This window comes from Flavobacterium ustbae (genome assembly GCF_003946915.1).
Lineage (GTDB): Bacteria > Bacteroidota > Bacteroidia > Flavobacteriales > Flavobacteriaceae > Flavobacterium > Flavobacterium ustbae.
This window is the reverse complement of record NZ_RPOC01000001.1, coordinates 790,182-806,549: the sequence shown is the minus strand read 5'-3', so window position 1 is coordinate 806,549 and position 16,368 is coordinate 790,182. Positions and strand designations below refer to the sequence as shown.

The window sequence follows — 16,368 nt, the reverse complement described above, 5'->3', positions numbered from 1 at the left end:
GTTTTTTGGGTGTAATTGCTTTATTTTTGATATTTAAGAACAAGCATACATGGAAGATCTTCACAAAATTCTCAAACTAGAGAAGTACAAAAAAATAAAATTTAAAATTACCAAAACGCAGCATCTGCAGATAAAAGCCAAAATTAATGGCATTAAGGGAACTTTCATTTTAGACACAGGCGCATCCAATACCTGTGTTGGTTTTGAATGCATTGAACATTTTGAATTGTCTGCCAAAAATTCTAAAACCAAAGCTTCTGGAGCTGGAGGAACTGGAATGACAACACAAATTTCGTCTGAAAATAAACTTCAGTTAGGAAGCTGGAAAAGCAAAAATTTCAGCATCGTCATTTTTGATCTTTCGCATGTAAATGAAGCTTTAGAATCTTATAAAGCCAAACCTGTTCACGGTATTATTGGTGCTGACGTTTTGTTGGAAGGCAAAGCAATTATTGATTATTTTAATCATTATTTGTATTTAAAATAGAAACTAAATTTGAGCTATAGTCGATAAATTTACAAAACAAAAAAGTTATTAACAAAAAAGCATTTTTATTTGATCGTTATTTGATAATTAGGTGTATTTTTACATAACAAAGCCAGTAAAATCAAGGCTTTCTTATTTGATGGTTATTTGATCATGGAACAAAAAAAGTTAATAAATATCGTAAACGAGTTAATTAAACAGCCTGATGAAAGCGAGTGGGTTGAATTCAAATTAAACTATCATTCAGCTGAAGAAATTGGCGAACGTATTTCTGCATTATCTAATGGGGCGTGTCTACATAATCATTCTCATGGGTATTTAATTTTTGGTGTTGAAGACAAAACCCATAAGGTTGTAGGAACAACTTTCAAAATCAAATCTCACAAAAAAGGTGGTGAAGATTTGGAAAGTTGGTTAATTAATCGACTTGCTCCTAAAATTGATTTTAGATTTCATGAATTTGACTATGAAGAAGGAAAGCGAATTTCTATGATTATAATTCCATGTGCAGATAATCGACCTGTTGATTTTTTAAATGTATCATATATCAGAATTGGAAGTTATACAAGAAAACTGAGTGATTTCCCTGAGAAAGAGGGTAAAATCTGGAGAAAAGCTCCTAACAAGCCATTAGAAAACCATATAGCTAAATCAAATGTAACATCTTCTGATATAATTAACTTACTTAGTTCTCAAACTTATTTTGAATTATTAAAATTGCCATACCCAAATAATCAAAATGCAGTAATAGAAAAATTTCTTTCTGAAAAATTTATAAAAAAGAATAAAGATCAATATGATATAACCAAACTAGGGGCTATTCTATTAGCTAAAAATCTAGAAGAATTTGATGGCATTGGTCGGAAAGCAGTAAGAGTAATTGTTTATAAGGGGAAGAACAAGGTTGAAACCATAAGAGAGCAAATTGGCAAAAGAGGATATGCAGTTGGATTTGATGGACTGATAGACTGGATTAATGGTCAACTACCCTCCAATGAAGAAATAGGGAAAGCTTTTAGAAAAGAAACTAAGATGTATCCTGAAATTGCAATAAGAGAATTAGTCGCAAATGCTCTCATACATCAAGATTTTGATGAAAAAGGTTTTCCGATGATTGAAATTTTTTCTGATCGGATTGAAATTTCAAATCCCGGTCTTCCTTTAATAACTCCTCAACGTTTTATAGATGAATATATATCTAGAAATGAGAAATTAGCTGATATATTAAGAAGATTTGGAATATGTGAGGAAAAGGGAAGCGGAATTGATAAAGTCATTTTTTATAATGAAATATTTCAATTACCTGCTGTAGATTTTATAGTGTCAGAAAAAAGAACAAGAGTTACAATGTTTAGTTATAAAGAGCTCAATCATTTAGATAAGAAAGATAAAGTTAGAGCTTGCTATCAACATGCTTGCTTACGTTATGTTTCAAATGATATTATGACAAATCAAAGTTTAAGAGAGCGCTTTCAAATTGAAGAACAGAATTCTGCAATAGCTTCAAGAATTATTAAAGAGACTATTTCTGAAGGATTAATTAAGGATGATGATCCTTCGAGTAATTCCAGAAAATATAAAAAGTATATTCCCTTTTGGGCTTAATTGAATTAACCAAAAGATCTCAATAAAAGGCTTCAATTTTTATTCTATTTCTTCTTGTTCTACAATTTATATTTTTGAAACTGAATGTTTTTTCAAAGAAAAATAAGCAACAACTGTACTCAACAGCATTAAAACTCCGCCTAAAATAAATGGTGCGCCTGCAAATTTAAATGGCGCATCTTCATGAGTGAAAAAATAAAAGGTATTGGCCATCATAGGCGGACCAATGATAGAAGAAGCACTCATTAAACTGGTCAAAGTTCCCTGAATTTCTCCTTGTTCGCTTGGCGCTACTTTACTTGCCACAACAGATTGCAAAGCTGGACCTGCGATTCCGCCAAGACAATACGGAATTAAAAATACAAACATCATCCAGCTTTCTGTTGCAAAAGCAAACAGTAGCATTCCAATTGTATATAAGGCTAAACCAATATAAATGCTTTTCTCGTTTCCTATTTTCGGATTGACGTAACGAACTAATCCACCTTGTACAACTCCAACTAATAAACCGATTATTCCGAGTGAAATTCCGATCATTTTTTCATCCCAATTAAATTGATAGATGGTGAAGAAACTCCAATTGCTTTGTACAGCATGTGAACCTACATACAACAGAAATATAGCAGCAATTAAACCAATTAATGTTGGGTGTTTTCTCAATCCTAAAATTGCTCCAATTGGGTTGGCACGTTTCCAGTCAAATTCTCTTCTATTTTCTTTTTTAAGTGATTCTGGTAAAATGAAAAATCCGTAAAGGAAATTCAGCATACATAAGACCGCCGCGGCATAAAACGGAACTCTCGATCCGTATTGGCCCAGCAAGCCACCAATAACAGGTCCGATGATAAATCCTAATCCGAAAGCAGCTCCAACTAACCCGAAGTTTTTGGCTCGATTTTCAGGCGTGCTGACATCGGCAATATACGCAGATGCCGTTGTGATACTTGCTCCAGTGACTCCGGCAATAATTCTTCCTATAAAAAGCCAAATAATGGTTGGCGAAAAGGCTAGCAAAATATAATCTAATGAAAATCCGAAAAGAGAGATTAAGATTACTGGCCTTCTTCCGAATTTGTCACTTAAATTTCCAATTACAGGAGCAAATACAAATTGAGTTATCGCATACGCGAAAGTCAACCAGCCACCGATTTTTGCAGCTTCGCTGATGTCGCCATGAATCAGTTCTTCTATTAATTTTGGAATTACAGGAATAATAATTCCCCATCCTGTAATGTCTATTAACATAGTTATGAAAATAAAACCAATTGCTGCAGACTTATCTTTTTGTGACATAATACATTTGTATGGTGATGCAAATAAACGAAAAAGCCTACACTAATTTAAATCTCAATAAAAAAATCCCAAATTCCAATTAAGGAATTTGAGATTTTAAAATTTTAATTTTCTCCAAATTGGGATTTGGGATTTAATCTTAATGTGTATGTTTCGGATTAAAACCGTCTTCGCTTAATTCTGTATGCTCATAATCAGCAACCATTTCAGCTTCATAATCGATTTTTTCTCCTTTAGAGAATTTCTTAATGATTTTCTCCATAATATCATAGATTACTGGTACAACAATCAAAGTAAGGAATAATGATGAAATCAAACCTCCAATGATTACCCATGCTAATCCGTTTTTCCACTCAGCTCCTGCTCCAGATGCTAATGCAATTGGGAACATACCAAACACCATCGCAATTGTCGTCATCAAGATTGGACGCAAACGTGCGTGGTTTGCTTGAATCAAAGCTGTTCTGATAGACTCACCAGCAGCTCTTCGCTGATTGGTATAATCGACAAGCATGATCGCGTTCTTACACACCAGACCAATCAACATAATTACCCCTAAAATGGTAAAGATATTAAGCGTATTGTTTGTCAACGCCAATGCAAATAAAACCCCAATGAACGATAACGGAATCGCGAACAATACCACAAATGGGTGAACGAAACTGTCGTAAAGACCAACCATTACAAGATATACTAAGATAATAGCGGCTAATAATGCAATTCCTAAAGTACCAAACCCTTCAGATTGGTTCTCTTGGTCACCACCCCAGATGTAGTTAACTCCGGTTGGTTTTTGCAATTTATCCAGTTTTTCTTGCCATTGCTGCACAATTGTTCCTGCTGGCACCCCAACATTCTGACCTTGTACGGTTACAGAAGCTGTTTTATCTCTACGCTCTAATTTACTTGGTCCAGAACCTTCAGTAATTGTAGCAAATTGATTTAATTTAATCTGCTGACCTGCGTTGTTTATGAAAATCAGGTTACTAACGTCTGTGATGTTTTTTCTATCAAATTCGTTATATTTGATGTTAATGTCATATTCGTATTCGCCAGCTCTAAATTTACCGTCTGTATTACCGCTATACGCTGTCTGCATGGTTAAACCAACTGTTTGAAGCGTTAGTCCTAAAGCAGCCATTTTATCTCTGTCTACTTGAACATTGATTTCTGGATTTCCGTCCTCAACTGTTAATTTAATCTCTGTTGTTCCAGGAATTTTACGTAATTCTGCTTCAGCCATTTTTGCAAATTTCATGGCGCTTTCTACGTTTGGACCTGTAACGATCAAACCTAAAGTTGCATCTTCAGCAGTTCCTAAAATACCTACTGGTACTGTTTTAACTTTAGCTCCAACTAATATTTTCTCCAGTTTACGTTTTGTTTTAGCTGCATAAACGTTTGCATCATCTGTACGATCTTTTTGTTCGATCATTTTAACGTCAATCTCTGCTTTGTAAGCTGTAGCTTGTGCTGCTCCTAAACCTTCACTGGTTTGTCCTACCGTTGTAATCTGGCTGAAAACATATTTTTCTCCTTTTAAGAAAGCTTCTGCTTTTTGCGTCATAAAGTTAGTCTGCTCTAGCGAAGCGTCTTTTGGCATCTCGATTTGTACTAAGAACTCACCACTATCAGATGATGCGAAGAACTCTCCTCCAATGTATCCGCCTCCCATTAACCAGAAGATTGTTCCAAAAAACATCACTACGATAGCCACCATTGTTTTAATATAGTGATCTAAACACCAGTTTAGTAAGTTTGATACCCAGTTGGTAAAACGAGTAAGGTAGCTTTCAAATCCAAGGATAATTTTTCCGAAAAGATTTTTACCTTCAATATGCTCTAGTTTTCCAAAACGAGAAGACAACCATGGAATAATTGTAAATGAAGCTAATAATGAGAACATTGTTGATATAATTACCGTAACACAGAATTGTGTAATAATGTTCGATACCAATCCTGTACTCATCGCAATTGGCAAGAACACCACCACAATTACTAATGTAATCGAAGTTACCGTTGCACCAATTTCGGCAGTACCGTCGTAAGAGGCACGAATTCGGCTTTTACCCATCTCCATGTGTCGGTAAATGTTTTCCAATACCACAATCGCGTCATCCACAAGAATACCCACAACAAGAGATAAACCAAGTAAAGACATTAAGTTAAGCGTGTAACCTAATAAATAGATTCCGATAAATGTTGCTATCAAAGACGCCGGAATAGATACCATTACAATTAACGAGTTTCTAATACTGTGCAAGAAGAACAACATTACGAATGCTACCAGAATAACCGCAATTAACAAGTCATGTACAACAGAATCTGCTGCTTCAAGTGTAAAGACAGTACTGTCTTTTGCTACTTCCAATTTCAATTGAGCCGATTTGTAATCGTTCTCTAATGTTTTGATTGTTTTAATCAACTGCTCACTTACCGCAACGGCATTCGCATCTGATTGTTTTACAATTTGAAGTACAATGGCACTTTTTTGATCTACACGTGCAATTTTCTCTGCGATTTTTTGTGTATCCTGAACATCTGCAATTTCACCTAAACGAACTTGAATTCCGTCTTTAGAAGAAACTACTAAGTTTCTTAGTTCTTCAACATTTTTATATTTACCCGCTAAACGGATTAAGATTTTCTGATTTCTAGTTTGAATGTTTCCTGTTGGGAAATCCAAGTTTGAAGTCAAAATAGTTTGCTGTACTTGAGGAACAGAAAGTCCGTAACCTTGCATTTTTACAGCGTCAAGGTTCACTTGAATCTCACGCTCTTGACCACCAATAATATTTACCTGTGCAACCCCTTGTACACGAGACAAAACTGGCGCAATCTTTTTATCGATCAAATCGTAAAATTCTGCTTCATCCATTTTACCATTCGCTCCAAGCGTCATAATTGGTAAATCACTCAAAGAGAATTTAGTCAAAGACGGCGGGTCAGCATCGTCTGGAAGATCACTTAAAATGGCATTAATTTTACGCTGTGCATCGTTCATCGAAATATCTACATTTGCAGTAGAAAGTAATGTAATCGATACTACAGAAAGTGACTCGTAAGATTTCGAGTCGATCTTTTTAATATTCTCTAATGACGCAATCGCATCTTCAATCTTTTTGGTTACTGTATTTTCTACCTCACTTGGCGAAGCTCCTGGATATACAGTAGAAACCGTAATAACGTTGGTTTCAAATTTCGGGATCAGCTCGTAGCCTAATTGGCTGTAGCTGAACAATCCACCTAAAATTAGAATTGTAAACAGTACAATTACTAACGACGGACGTTTTATGGATATTTCGGCTAATTTCATATGTTTTTTTATTAAGTCCTTAGTTTTTTAGTCCCTAGTCCTTAGCTCTTAATTTCTATGAACCAAGGGCTAATTACTAATTACTGATAACTAATTACTTCTATTTAATAATTTCTACTGTATTTCCGTCTTGTAAGTTGATCTGACCTGTAATAATTACAATTTCTCCATCATTTAAACCATTAATGATTTCAACTTTATCTCCTAAAATTCTTCCAGCTACAACTTTTTTCAATTTAGCAACATTGTTTTCTACAACAAAGATTTGGTTACTGCTCACACTTCCAACAAATGCATTTCTTGGCACCACTTTTAAGTTTTGCTTTTGGTTTTTAGCACCAAAGTTTGCTGTTCCGTACATACCCGCTTTTAGGTCGTTGTTTGCGTTGTTAGTAATTTCGATTTCGACAGGGAAATTTAAAGAAGCATCTGCTTTTGCAGCGATGAAAGTGATTTTTCCAGAGAAAGTTTTATCAGGATAAACACTTGCAGTAATTTCAACAGGGTTTCCTAATTTTAAACTTGCCACTTGGCTTTCGTTTACGGTAACTGTCAATTTTAATTTAGAAACATTTACAATATCAAATAAAGCAGTTGCAGGCATACCAGCTAAAATAGAACCTGGCTCAATGTATTTTTTGTTGATGTAACCGTTAATCGGTGCTTTAACTTTTGTGTCTCCAACATTGATGTTAGCTTGTGTCAAATTAGATTGTGCATTTGTCATAGCCAATTTTGCCTGATCTAATTGCTGTTTTGTTACACCACCTGTTTTAAATGCATTTTCGTATCTCGCATAATCCGCTTTTGCATTTTGAAAAACAGCTTGAGCTTGCTGTGCGTTAACATTAATAACATCACCTCTTACTGTCAAAAGAGTCTGTCCTACTCTTACGTAGTCACCTTCTTTAACTAAAACACTAATTACTTTTCCAGATTTCTCAGCAGAGAAAGTCAATTCCTGAATTGGAGCGAAGTTTCCGTTTGCAGTAAAACCTAAGTTAACATCTTCAGTTTTTACTGTCGCTACTTTTACAGAAATTGCTGCGTTTTTTTCGGCTACAACTGCAGTTTTTGCTTCGTTTTCTGCTTTGTTTTTATTTAAAATGTAGTTAATCCCGACAAGTGCCACGACTATGATTACGATTGTTATAATTATTTTCTTCATTGTAATAATTTGTTATTTAGTAAGAGATTTTAGTTCGCCTTTCGATTTGATTAGAGATATTTCGGCAATTTTATAATTTAAAACTGCTCTTGTAAAGTTATTTTGAGCTTCAAGTGATGCATTTTCTGCGTCTAGCAAATCGGTTAAAGAGGCTAAACCTTGAAGGTAATTGTTTTTGGTATTGCTTAAGATTTCGGTTGCCAGACGCATATTTTCTTTCTGGTTTTGAATCGTTACCAGATTATTATTAATCTGAGTCATTGCATTTCTGTAATCTAAATCAAGAGAAAGTTTGGTGTCTTTAATATCTTCTTGAAGAGATCTAATTTCAACATCTGCTTGTCTAACTCTAGCACGAGTTCCAAAACCTGTAAAGATTGGCACTCTTAAGTTTAAACCAATTCCTGAGAAATCTGACCAATATACTCCAGAAGAAGGTTTTGCAAACCAAGGAAATTCTGGTCCCTGTCCGATATAGTTATATCCTGCCGTTAAAGACAATGTTGGATAATACTCTGCCTGAACCGCTTTTTTGTTAAATATCAAAAGCTCTTCTTGTTTCTTTAAAAGCAGATATTCTGTTCTGTTTTCAATATTTGGTTCTTGAGTCAATTCAGTAGGAACAACCTCAAATTCTTCTTTTGGCAATACAATTTGAGTTTCTATCGGCATTCCCATATAGAATTTTAATGCATTTTCTTGCAAAGCAATTTGATTTTTAATCTGCTGGCGCTCAGTATCAATGTTAGACATTTTTACAACAATACGATCTAAGTCGATTTTTTTTGCCAAACCATTATCAAACTGACCTTGTACAATATCTCTAACTTTTGTGGTATTAACATAGTTACTGTCTAAAAGAGTCAGTCTTTCCTGCTGTACATAAACAGAATAATAATTATTGGCAACTCTTTCAATTACTTGTTCTTCTGTTAATTGATCGTTTATCTGATAAAATTCGCGAGTAGATTTTGCTGCTCTCAATCCTGTAAAAACAGCCTGATCAAAGATTGCCTGATTTAAAGAAACACCAGCAGTCGAAGTCCATTTCTGACCAAAAGCGGCCTGAATTGTAGTTCCCGGCTGACCAAATCCTGCTCCATCAATAACCGTAGTCTGAATAATTGGATTATAAGTAAGGTTTCCGTTGGCAGTAATTTGCGGTAAAGCTCTCGAACGTATTTCTTGAATTTTATACTCACTATTTTCAACCTGAAGTTTGGCTTTTTTAGCGTCAGCTTTATTTTGAAGCGCGTAATTGACTGCGTCTTTCAGGGTTAAAGTAGTGGTTTGTGCGGCGGCAGACAAGCCTATTGTACACAAAACTATAAGAAAGATTCTTTTCATAAGTAGTTACTATTTATTTAAATATTTGAGATGGCATCGTCATTTCATCTTTTACAACTCTTCCCAGAAAAAATGACGACAATTTGGATAATTAATTGCTAATTTTTTTTAATTGTTTTTCTAATTCCTCTACTCCTTTTTCTGTTGCCATGGCACGAGTGTGATATTCCAAGGCTTCTAACTCTATTCTTTGCGCTTCACTTTCAGAAACTGTATTTTCGTTTATATGAAAAACCAGAGTGTAATAAAACTTAACATAAACCTCTACATTTAGATCGCTTCTGTAAAGACCTTCACGAATTCCCTTTTCGATATTATCTCTAAAACATTGTGTACACTGGTCAATTTCATAAGAAAGGATGTTCTGATAAATTTCTGGATAATGCTTTTTTAATTGATAAATGGGCGAAGTATCTGTATTATTTTTAAACATATCACGAAACATTTCTCTTATCTCAAAATTTTCATGAATAGCATTGTAATTCTTCTCTATAATGGTATCCATAATTTCGTGAACTTGACTATGAACCATCGAAGTGCTTTCTTCAATTAAAACTTCCTTATTACAGAAATATTTGTAAATCGTTTTTTTAGAAATACACATTTCGCCTGCAATATCGTCCATTGTAACACTCTTGAAACCAAGCTTTAAAAACAACTCGCTTGCTTTCGCTATAATCTTCTCTTTCATTTTAAATTCTCGAATTGCCTTACAAATATACTTTGGAAACTAAAATCAAAAAAATAGTTTCCAATTTATTTGTAATAATTTTACATTAACTTATTCTTTTAGTAAGATTTATATGCTAAATTCCAAATTTGCTATAAGTTTGATGTCCTTACCTAGCGCCGCTCCAGAAGAATGATTAAAAGAGCTAAAATCTAAACCAAAGTCTTCACGTTTGATATTCCCTTTAATTTCAAAAGCTACTTTCTTTTCTCCGTTATAAATATTCTCCCCTAAAAATTCTGCATCTAATTCAACTACTCGTGTAATATCTTTTATCGTTAAATCTCCTTTGAAAAAATTGATATTCTGATTTACTTTCTGAAATGATGTCGATTTGAAACTGATTATTGGATGTTCATCTTCTTCAAAAAAATCTTGAAGCTGTAAATAAGCATCGATAGACTGGAAACTTTCATTTTTATTATTAATATCTAATGAGAATTCAACAGAAGCATCTTCAATTTCATTGTCTTCAATATTCACATACCCATCAAATTTATTTGCGTCTCCTCCCAAATAAGCAGTTCTTGATCGTCTCATTTTCAATAAAACATCTGACTGGCTAGAATCTAAGGTCCATTTTATTTTCATAAATCTTGATTTAATTAATTTATAAATCATTAAAAATTCTCAACGGAAACTTTTTCAGTTTTCTCAGTTTCCGTTTTCGATGCAAATATAGACAGGAAACTGTGAATACCAAAAAAGTTTCCAAGTTTTTTAGATTTTTTTTAAATCCTTAAAAATGAGAATGATTGAAAAACTATTTCAATTCATTAATCTCCTTTTAACATTTCGATCTCAGAAATTCATATTTGAATTGTATCTTTGAGCCTAGAAATCAGAATTTATTATGCACGATATAAGTCAGTATCAAGATTTTTTTATCAATTATCTAGAGAGCCAAAACATACATAAAGAGCCTAAAAATCTTTACGAACCCATAGAATATATTTTAGGACTCGGCGGAAAACGTATTCGCCCTGTTTTAACTTTAATGGCCGCAGAGGTTTTTGATACTGATTATTCGATTGCACTTCCGGCGGCAATGGCGGTTGAAGTTTTTCATAACTTTTCTTTAGTTCATGACGATATTATGGACGATGCTCCTTTAAGACGAGGACAAGTTACGGTGCATGAAAAATGGGATTTAAATACTGGAATTCTTTCTGGAGACGCCATGTTGATTTTAGCCTATCAATATTTTGAGCAATACGAACCAATTGTTTTTAGAAATCTTGCCAAATTATTTAGCAAAACGGCACTTGAAGTTTGCGAAGGACAGCAATGGGATGTTGATTTTGAAACGAGAAAAGATGTTACAATTCCGGAATATCTTAAAATGATAGAATATAAAACAGCAGTTCTGGTTGCGGCAGCCATGAAAATGGGCGCAATTGTGGCTAAAACTTCTGAAAAAGAAGCTGATTTAATATACGATTTCGGATTGAATTTAGGACTGGCTTTCCAACTTCAAGATGATTATCTGGATGCTTTTGGAGATCCAGAAACTTTTGGAAAACAAGTTGGTGGAGACATTATAGAAAACAAAAAAACGTATTTATATCTAAAAGCTTTAGAATTTTCGTCAAGCGAAAAAGCTACAGAATTAGAGCAATTATTTACGCTTCAGTTAGACGATAATTCAGAAAAAATTGAAACGGCGAAAGCTATTTTTAATGAATCTGGAGCATCAAAAGCAACACAAGACGCAATTGAAATGTATACATTAAAAGCTTTTGAAACTTTAGAAAAAATGGATATCAACGCCGAAAAGAAGGATGTTTTGCGAACTTTTGGTGAGAATCTAATGGGACGTAAAGTTTAGTATTCAGTAGGCAGCAATTAGTGTTCAGTAAAATCTAAAGTCTAAAGTCTAAAATCATAAATCTAAAATTTAATGTTTGTAGCGCCAATAAATACCGAATCTTTACTTGAACAAGCTCAAGCACAGACTTTATATCTCAATCTTATTGAACAGATTAATAAGGATTTTAATTTAGCCAATGAAGGAATAGATTTTCCGTTAAGCATTTCGCCCGATGAATTAAAGATTCAGCTGCACGAAAAAATCTACCGCATGATTCAGTACAAATTTGCTGAATATTTAAATCTTCTATATATAATTGATGTTCCAGAAAATGAAATCAAAAGCCTAGACGGATCTGATTTGGTGATTCTTGCCGAACAAGTTGCCTTTTTAATTTTGAAAAGAGAATGGCAAAAGGTTTGGTTTAGGAATTATTATAAGTAAGGTGCTAAGTTGCTAAGGTTCTGAGCCGCTAAGTTTTTTATCTTTGCGGACAATACTTTTTAATTTATCTAATTCGTCGGGAAAACCAAATATGCTTACGTCTATTTTACTTCCTATAATCTGGAATCGATTGCATACAAAGCAAATTTTTGAAATACCAATTATTCTTCCTCTCTTTTTAAAAATAAAAATATCTCTATATTCTGCAATACAAGCAGCTGCATCAGGAATTGGTAAATCTTTTTCACTAAATACAGATTCAATCTTTTTCTGTTCTCTAATGTTTAATTTTGACTTCTTATAATTTTGTCTTAATAAAATTTTCTCAAAATCTTCTTTTGGAATACTATCGGGATAATAACCCGAAAATAAATCGCTTAATTGAAGTTCTTTTTCAGTTTTGTTTTCTTTCTTCATAAGTATGAAAAAATCATCTTCAGAAAAATTCAAATAATAATGTTCAATTTGATCAGAATCAAAAAAAGGTTTTAATTCTTTTTTTACAACCTTTTCATTTTCAATATTTGATTTCTTCGAATTATTACAGCTTAAGCTTAAAGCCAAAATAACTATTACTGTAAAAATATACTTTATCAAATCTCTGTATTTAAAAACCTTGAAACTTTGTTGCTATGACCCTTTGAACCTTAGCAACTTTAAAAATAAACCCTCACAAAAGGCATAAATCCAGAACCGTAAAGACTTCTATCCGGATCATATAACACGTCATAACGTGCGCCAATTGTTACGCTTCCTGTTCTATATCCTGCTCCTAAATAAAGAGCAGTATTCCAAAAATTATCCGAATAAGAAGGAAACCCATTTCTTGCGTCATAATTTGTATTAACGCGAACCTGTTCTAATTCTGCAGAAAGTTGGATTTCGGGAATCGGATTTACCAATCCGATAACGCTTCCGCCATAAACGTATGAATCATAATAATTTTTTGAAGAAAGATATCCAAATTGCAATCCAACTCCAACAGCAACAATTTCGTTAACATTATAAATAGCACTTGGCATAACTGAAATATCAGTGTAACCAGAACCAATTCCGAGACCTAAACCTCCTCCAAACTGCATTTTATCCCAAAAATGGTTACTGTTGTCAATAACATACTTTTGTTGTGCAATAGTGTAACTTGAAAATAAGACAGTCAAAATCACAAAAAAATATTTGCAATCGATTGAAAATTGAATTTTATTCATAGTTAACGTTTATTTTAACAAATTTTTACGTAAAAGTACGTAAAAAAAAGATTTAAATAAAGGTGATTGTTGTACTTTTGCCTTTCTATATAACAAAAAAGTATATTCACTCATATTATGGATAGGTTTTCATTTTTAAACGCAGCGCATACCGAGTTTTTTGCACAATTATACGATCAATATTTAGTTAACCCAGACAGCGTTGAGCCTAGCTGGAGAAGTTTCTTTCAAGGTTTTGACTTTGGACAAACAACTTATAACGACGAAAACCCTGTGCAGACAATCGTTGAGTACGTGACTAGCGACAACACAGATTACAGTCAGGTTTCTGAAAAACTAAAGAAAGAATTCAACGTTTTAAAATTAATTGACGGATACCGTACGCGCGGGCATTTATTCACGAAAACAAATCCTGTTCGTGACCGTAGAACTTCATCTCCAACTTTGGATATTGAAAACTTCGGATTATCGGCTGCAGATCTTTCTACTGTTTTTGATGCTGCTCAAACTATCGGAATGGCTCCTTCTTCTTTAGAAGCGATTGTAACCCGTCTTAAATCGATTTACTGCCAGCATATCGGGATTGAGTATATGTATATCAGAAATCCAGGCGTTGTAAAATGGATTCAGGAAAAACTGGCAGTTAATGTTAACCAGCCTAATTTCTCTACTGAAGAAAAGAAAACGATCTTAAATAAATTAAACGAAGCTGTTTCTTTTGAGAACTTCCTTCATACTAAATATGTGGGTCAAAAACGTTTCTCATTAGAAGGTGGAGAATCTATCATTCCTGCTCTTGACGCTTTGATCGAGCAAGCTGCTGAAAAAGGTGTTGAACAATTTGTAATGGGAATGGCTCACCGTGGTCGTTTGAACGTTTTGGCAAACATCTTCGGAAAATCTACTCAAGATATTTTTGGTGAGTTTGACGGTAAAGATTACGATCAAGAATATTTTGATGGTGACGTAAAATACCACTTAGGTCTTACTGCCGACAAAAAAACAAGAACTGGAAAAAGCATCAATATCAACTTAGCGCCAAACCCTTCTCACTTAGAAACTGTTGGAGCTGTTATTGAAGGTATTACCAGAGCAAAACAAGATAAATATTATAATGACGATTTCTCTAAAGTTTTACCAATCGCTGTTCACGGTGATGCTGCAATTGCAGGACAAGGTATCCTTTATGAAATCATTCAGATGGCTCAACTTGATGGTTACAAAACTGGAGGAACAATCCACATTGTAATCAACAATCAAGTTGGATTTACAACGAACTACTTAGACGCTCGTTCTTCTACTTATTGTACAGACGTTGCTAAAGTAACTCTTTCGCCAGTATTACACGTAAATGCTGATGACGCCGAGGCTGTTGTACACGCTGTATCTTTTGCATTAGACTACAGAATGCAATTTGGACGTGACGTATTTATCGATCTTTTAGGATATAGAAAATATGGACATAACGAAGGTGACGAACCTCGTTTTACACAGCCAGTTTTATACAAAATCATTGCTAAGCATAAAAACCCAAGAGACATTTATGCTGAGAAATTACTTTCTGACGGCGTAATTGATGCTTCTTATGTTAACGCTTTAGAAAAAGAATACAAATCTAGACTGGAAGAAAACTTAGAAGCTTCTCGTAAAAAAGATTTGACTATCATTACTCCATTCATGAAAAATGAATGGGAAGGATTTGTTCAGGTTACTGACACGCAAATGCTTCAAAAAGTAGATACTACTTTTGATAAAAAAGGATTGGATTCTATCATTAATACCATCTCAACTTTACCAGAAGACAAGAAATTCATCAACAAAATCAATAAAATTGTATCAGACAGAAAAGCTGGTTATGATAACAATACTATAGATTGGGGAACTGCAGAAGCATTGGCTTACGGCTCTCTTTTAACAGAAGGATTTGATGTTAGAATTTCTGGGCAAGACGTAGAAAGAGGAACTTTCTCTCACCGTCATGCTGTAGTTAAGGTTGAAGATTCTGAGGAAGAAGTAATTTTACTAAACGCTATTGAAAACAAAAAAGGAAACTTTGGCGTATACAACTCTCTTTTATCTGAGTATGGAGTTTTAGGTTTTGATTACGGATATGCTTTAGCAAATCCAAAAGCCTTAACGATCTGGGAAGCACAATTTGGAGATTTCTCTAACGGAGCTCAAATTATGATTGATCAGTATATTTCTTGTGGAGAAGATAAATGGAACAACCAAAACGGTATTGTAATGTTGTTGCCTCACGGATATGAAGGACAAGGTGCAGAGCACTCTTCTGCAAGAATGGAGCGTTACTTACAGCTTTGCGCAAGACATAATATGTATGTTGCAGACTGTACAACTCCAGCAAACTTCTTCCACTTATTGAGAAGACAAATGAAGAGCAATTTCCGTAAACCTTTGGTAGTTTTTTCTCCAAAAAGTTTATTGCGTGATCCAAGATGTGTATCGACAGTGGAGGAAATCGCAAACGGAAGTTTCCAAGAAACCATTGACGACAATGCTGTAGATAAAAAGAAAGTTAAAACTTTGGTTTTCTGTACAGGTAAATTCTATTATGACATTGTTGCTGAAAGAGAAAATAACGGAAGAAATGACGTTGCGGTTGTTCGTATCGAGCAATTATTCCCTTTCCCAGCAGAACAGATCAAAGAAATCATTGCAAAATATCCAAATGCTGATGATTATGTTTGGGCGCAAGAAGAGCCTAAAAACATGGGGGCTTACAGCTTCATGTTAATGAACTTTGATTTCATCAAATGGAGATTGGCTTCATTAAAAGCATATTCTGCTCCTGCATCTGGAAGTTACACACGTGCAAAACGTCGTCATGCTGATGCGATTAGAATGGTATTCGATAAAAATTTATTTAGATAAAAAAATGTTTCAAGTTCCAAGTTTCACGTTTCAAGTTCAACAACCTGAAACCTGAAACTTGAAACTAA

Annotated in this window: 13 protein-coding genes; 5 read left to right on the top strand and 8 right to left on the bottom strand. The window is 34.0% G+C overall.

Annotated features, from left to right (window positions below; all coding sequences use genetic code 11):
* Nucleotides 1–49: 49 nt before the first annotated feature.
* Together EG814_RS03435 and EG814_RS03430 are read left to right on the top strand one after the other, a co-directional pair.
* Nucleotides 50–487, top strand: a complete 438-nt coding sequence (locus EG814_RS03435) for a retropepsin-like aspartic protease (RefSeq protein WP_125718900.1) — start codon at nucleotides 50–52, stop codon at nucleotides 485–487.
* A 153-nt stretch (nucleotides 488–640) separates the two neighbouring features.
* Nucleotides 641–2,092 (top strand): RNA-binding domain-containing protein, encoded by a 1,452-nt coding sequence (locus tag EG814_RS03430; RefSeq protein WP_125718898.1) that lies wholly within the window; start codon nucleotides 641–643, stop codon nucleotides 2,090–2,092.
* Between the two features lie 66 nt (nucleotides 2,093–2,158).
* Here the strand turns inward: EG814_RS03430 and EG814_RS03425 are convergent, their stop codons facing one another.
* From EG814_RS03425 to EG814_RS03400, 6 genes are all read right to left on the bottom strand, one after another.
* Complete coding sequence (locus EG814_RS03425; RefSeq protein WP_125718896.1) at nucleotides 2,159–3,385, bottom strand: TCR/Tet family MFS transporter; 1,227 nt, start codon at nucleotides 3,383–3,385, stop codon at nucleotides 2,159–2,161.
* A 139-nt stretch (nucleotides 3,386–3,524) separates the two neighbouring features.
* On the bottom strand, nucleotides 3,525–6,701 hold the full coding sequence (locus EG814_RS03420) for an efflux RND transporter permease subunit (protein WP_125718894.1): 3,177 nt from the start codon (nucleotides 6,699–6,701) through the stop codon (nucleotides 3,525–3,527).
* A gap of 100 nt (nucleotides 6,702–6,801) precedes the next feature.
* Nucleotides 6,802–7,869 (bottom strand): efflux RND transporter periplasmic adaptor subunit, encoded by a 1,068-nt coding sequence (locus tag EG814_RS03415; RefSeq protein ID WP_125718892.1) that lies wholly within the window; start codon nucleotides 7,867–7,869, stop codon nucleotides 6,802–6,804.
* Between the two features lie 12 nt (nucleotides 7,870–7,881).
* The gene (locus EG814_RS03410) at nucleotides 7,882–9,216 is read right to left on the bottom strand and encodes a TolC family protein (RefSeq protein WP_125718890.1); all 1,335 of its coding nucleotides are present in this window, start codon (nucleotides 9,214–9,216) and stop codon (nucleotides 7,882–7,884) included.
* 91 nt (nucleotides 9,217–9,307) lie between these two features.
* Nucleotides 9,308–9,907 carry a TetR/AcrR family transcriptional regulator gene (locus EG814_RS03405; protein WP_125718888.1) on the bottom strand — a complete coding sequence of 200 codons (600 nt, stop codon included), beginning with the start codon at nucleotides 9,905–9,907 and terminating at the stop codon, nucleotides 9,308–9,310.
* 108 nt (nucleotides 9,908–10,015) lie between these two features.
* Complete coding sequence (locus tag EG814_RS03400; protein ID WP_125718886.1) at nucleotides 10,016–10,537, bottom strand: YceI family protein; 522 nt, start codon at nucleotides 10,535–10,537, stop codon at nucleotides 10,016–10,018.
* A 262-nt stretch (nucleotides 10,538–10,799) separates the two neighbouring features.
* On the opposite strand from EG814_RS03400, the gene EG814_RS03395 reads away from it, so the two are divergent.
* On the top strand, nucleotides 10,800–11,774 hold the full coding sequence (locus EG814_RS03395; protein WP_125718884.1) for a polyprenyl synthetase family protein: 975 nt from the start codon (nucleotides 10,800–10,802) through the stop codon (nucleotides 11,772–11,774).
* A 72-nt stretch (nucleotides 11,775–11,846) separates the two neighbouring features.
* A complete protein-coding gene (locus EG814_RS03390; protein WP_125718883.1) occupies nucleotides 11,847–12,200 on the top strand; it encodes a hypothetical protein in 354 nt (117 codons plus the stop codon).
* A 12-nt stretch (nucleotides 12,201–12,212) separates the two neighbouring features.
* On the opposite strand, the gene EG814_RS03385 is transcribed toward EG814_RS03390, so the two are convergent.
* The gene (locus tag EG814_RS03385; protein ID WP_164515265.1) at nucleotides 12,213–12,650 is read right to left on the bottom strand and encodes a hypothetical protein; all 438 of its coding nucleotides are present in this window, start codon (nucleotides 12,648–12,650) and stop codon (nucleotides 12,213–12,215) included.
* A 206-nt stretch (nucleotides 12,651–12,856) separates the two neighbouring features.
* The gene (locus EG814_RS03380) at nucleotides 12,857–13,408 is read right to left on the bottom strand and encodes a hypothetical protein (RefSeq protein WP_125718878.1); all 552 of its coding nucleotides are present in this window, start codon (nucleotides 13,406–13,408) and stop codon (nucleotides 12,857–12,859) included.
* A gap of 117 nt (nucleotides 13,409–13,525) precedes the next feature.
* Between EG814_RS03380 and EG814_RS03375 the strand changes: the two genes are divergently transcribed.
* The gene (locus EG814_RS03375) at nucleotides 13,526–16,300 is read left to right on the top strand and encodes a 2-oxoglutarate dehydrogenase E1 component (protein ID WP_125718876.1); all 2,775 of its coding nucleotides are present in this window, start codon (nucleotides 13,526–13,528) and stop codon (nucleotides 16,298–16,300) included.
* Nucleotides 16,301–16,368 lie beyond the last annotated feature (68 nt).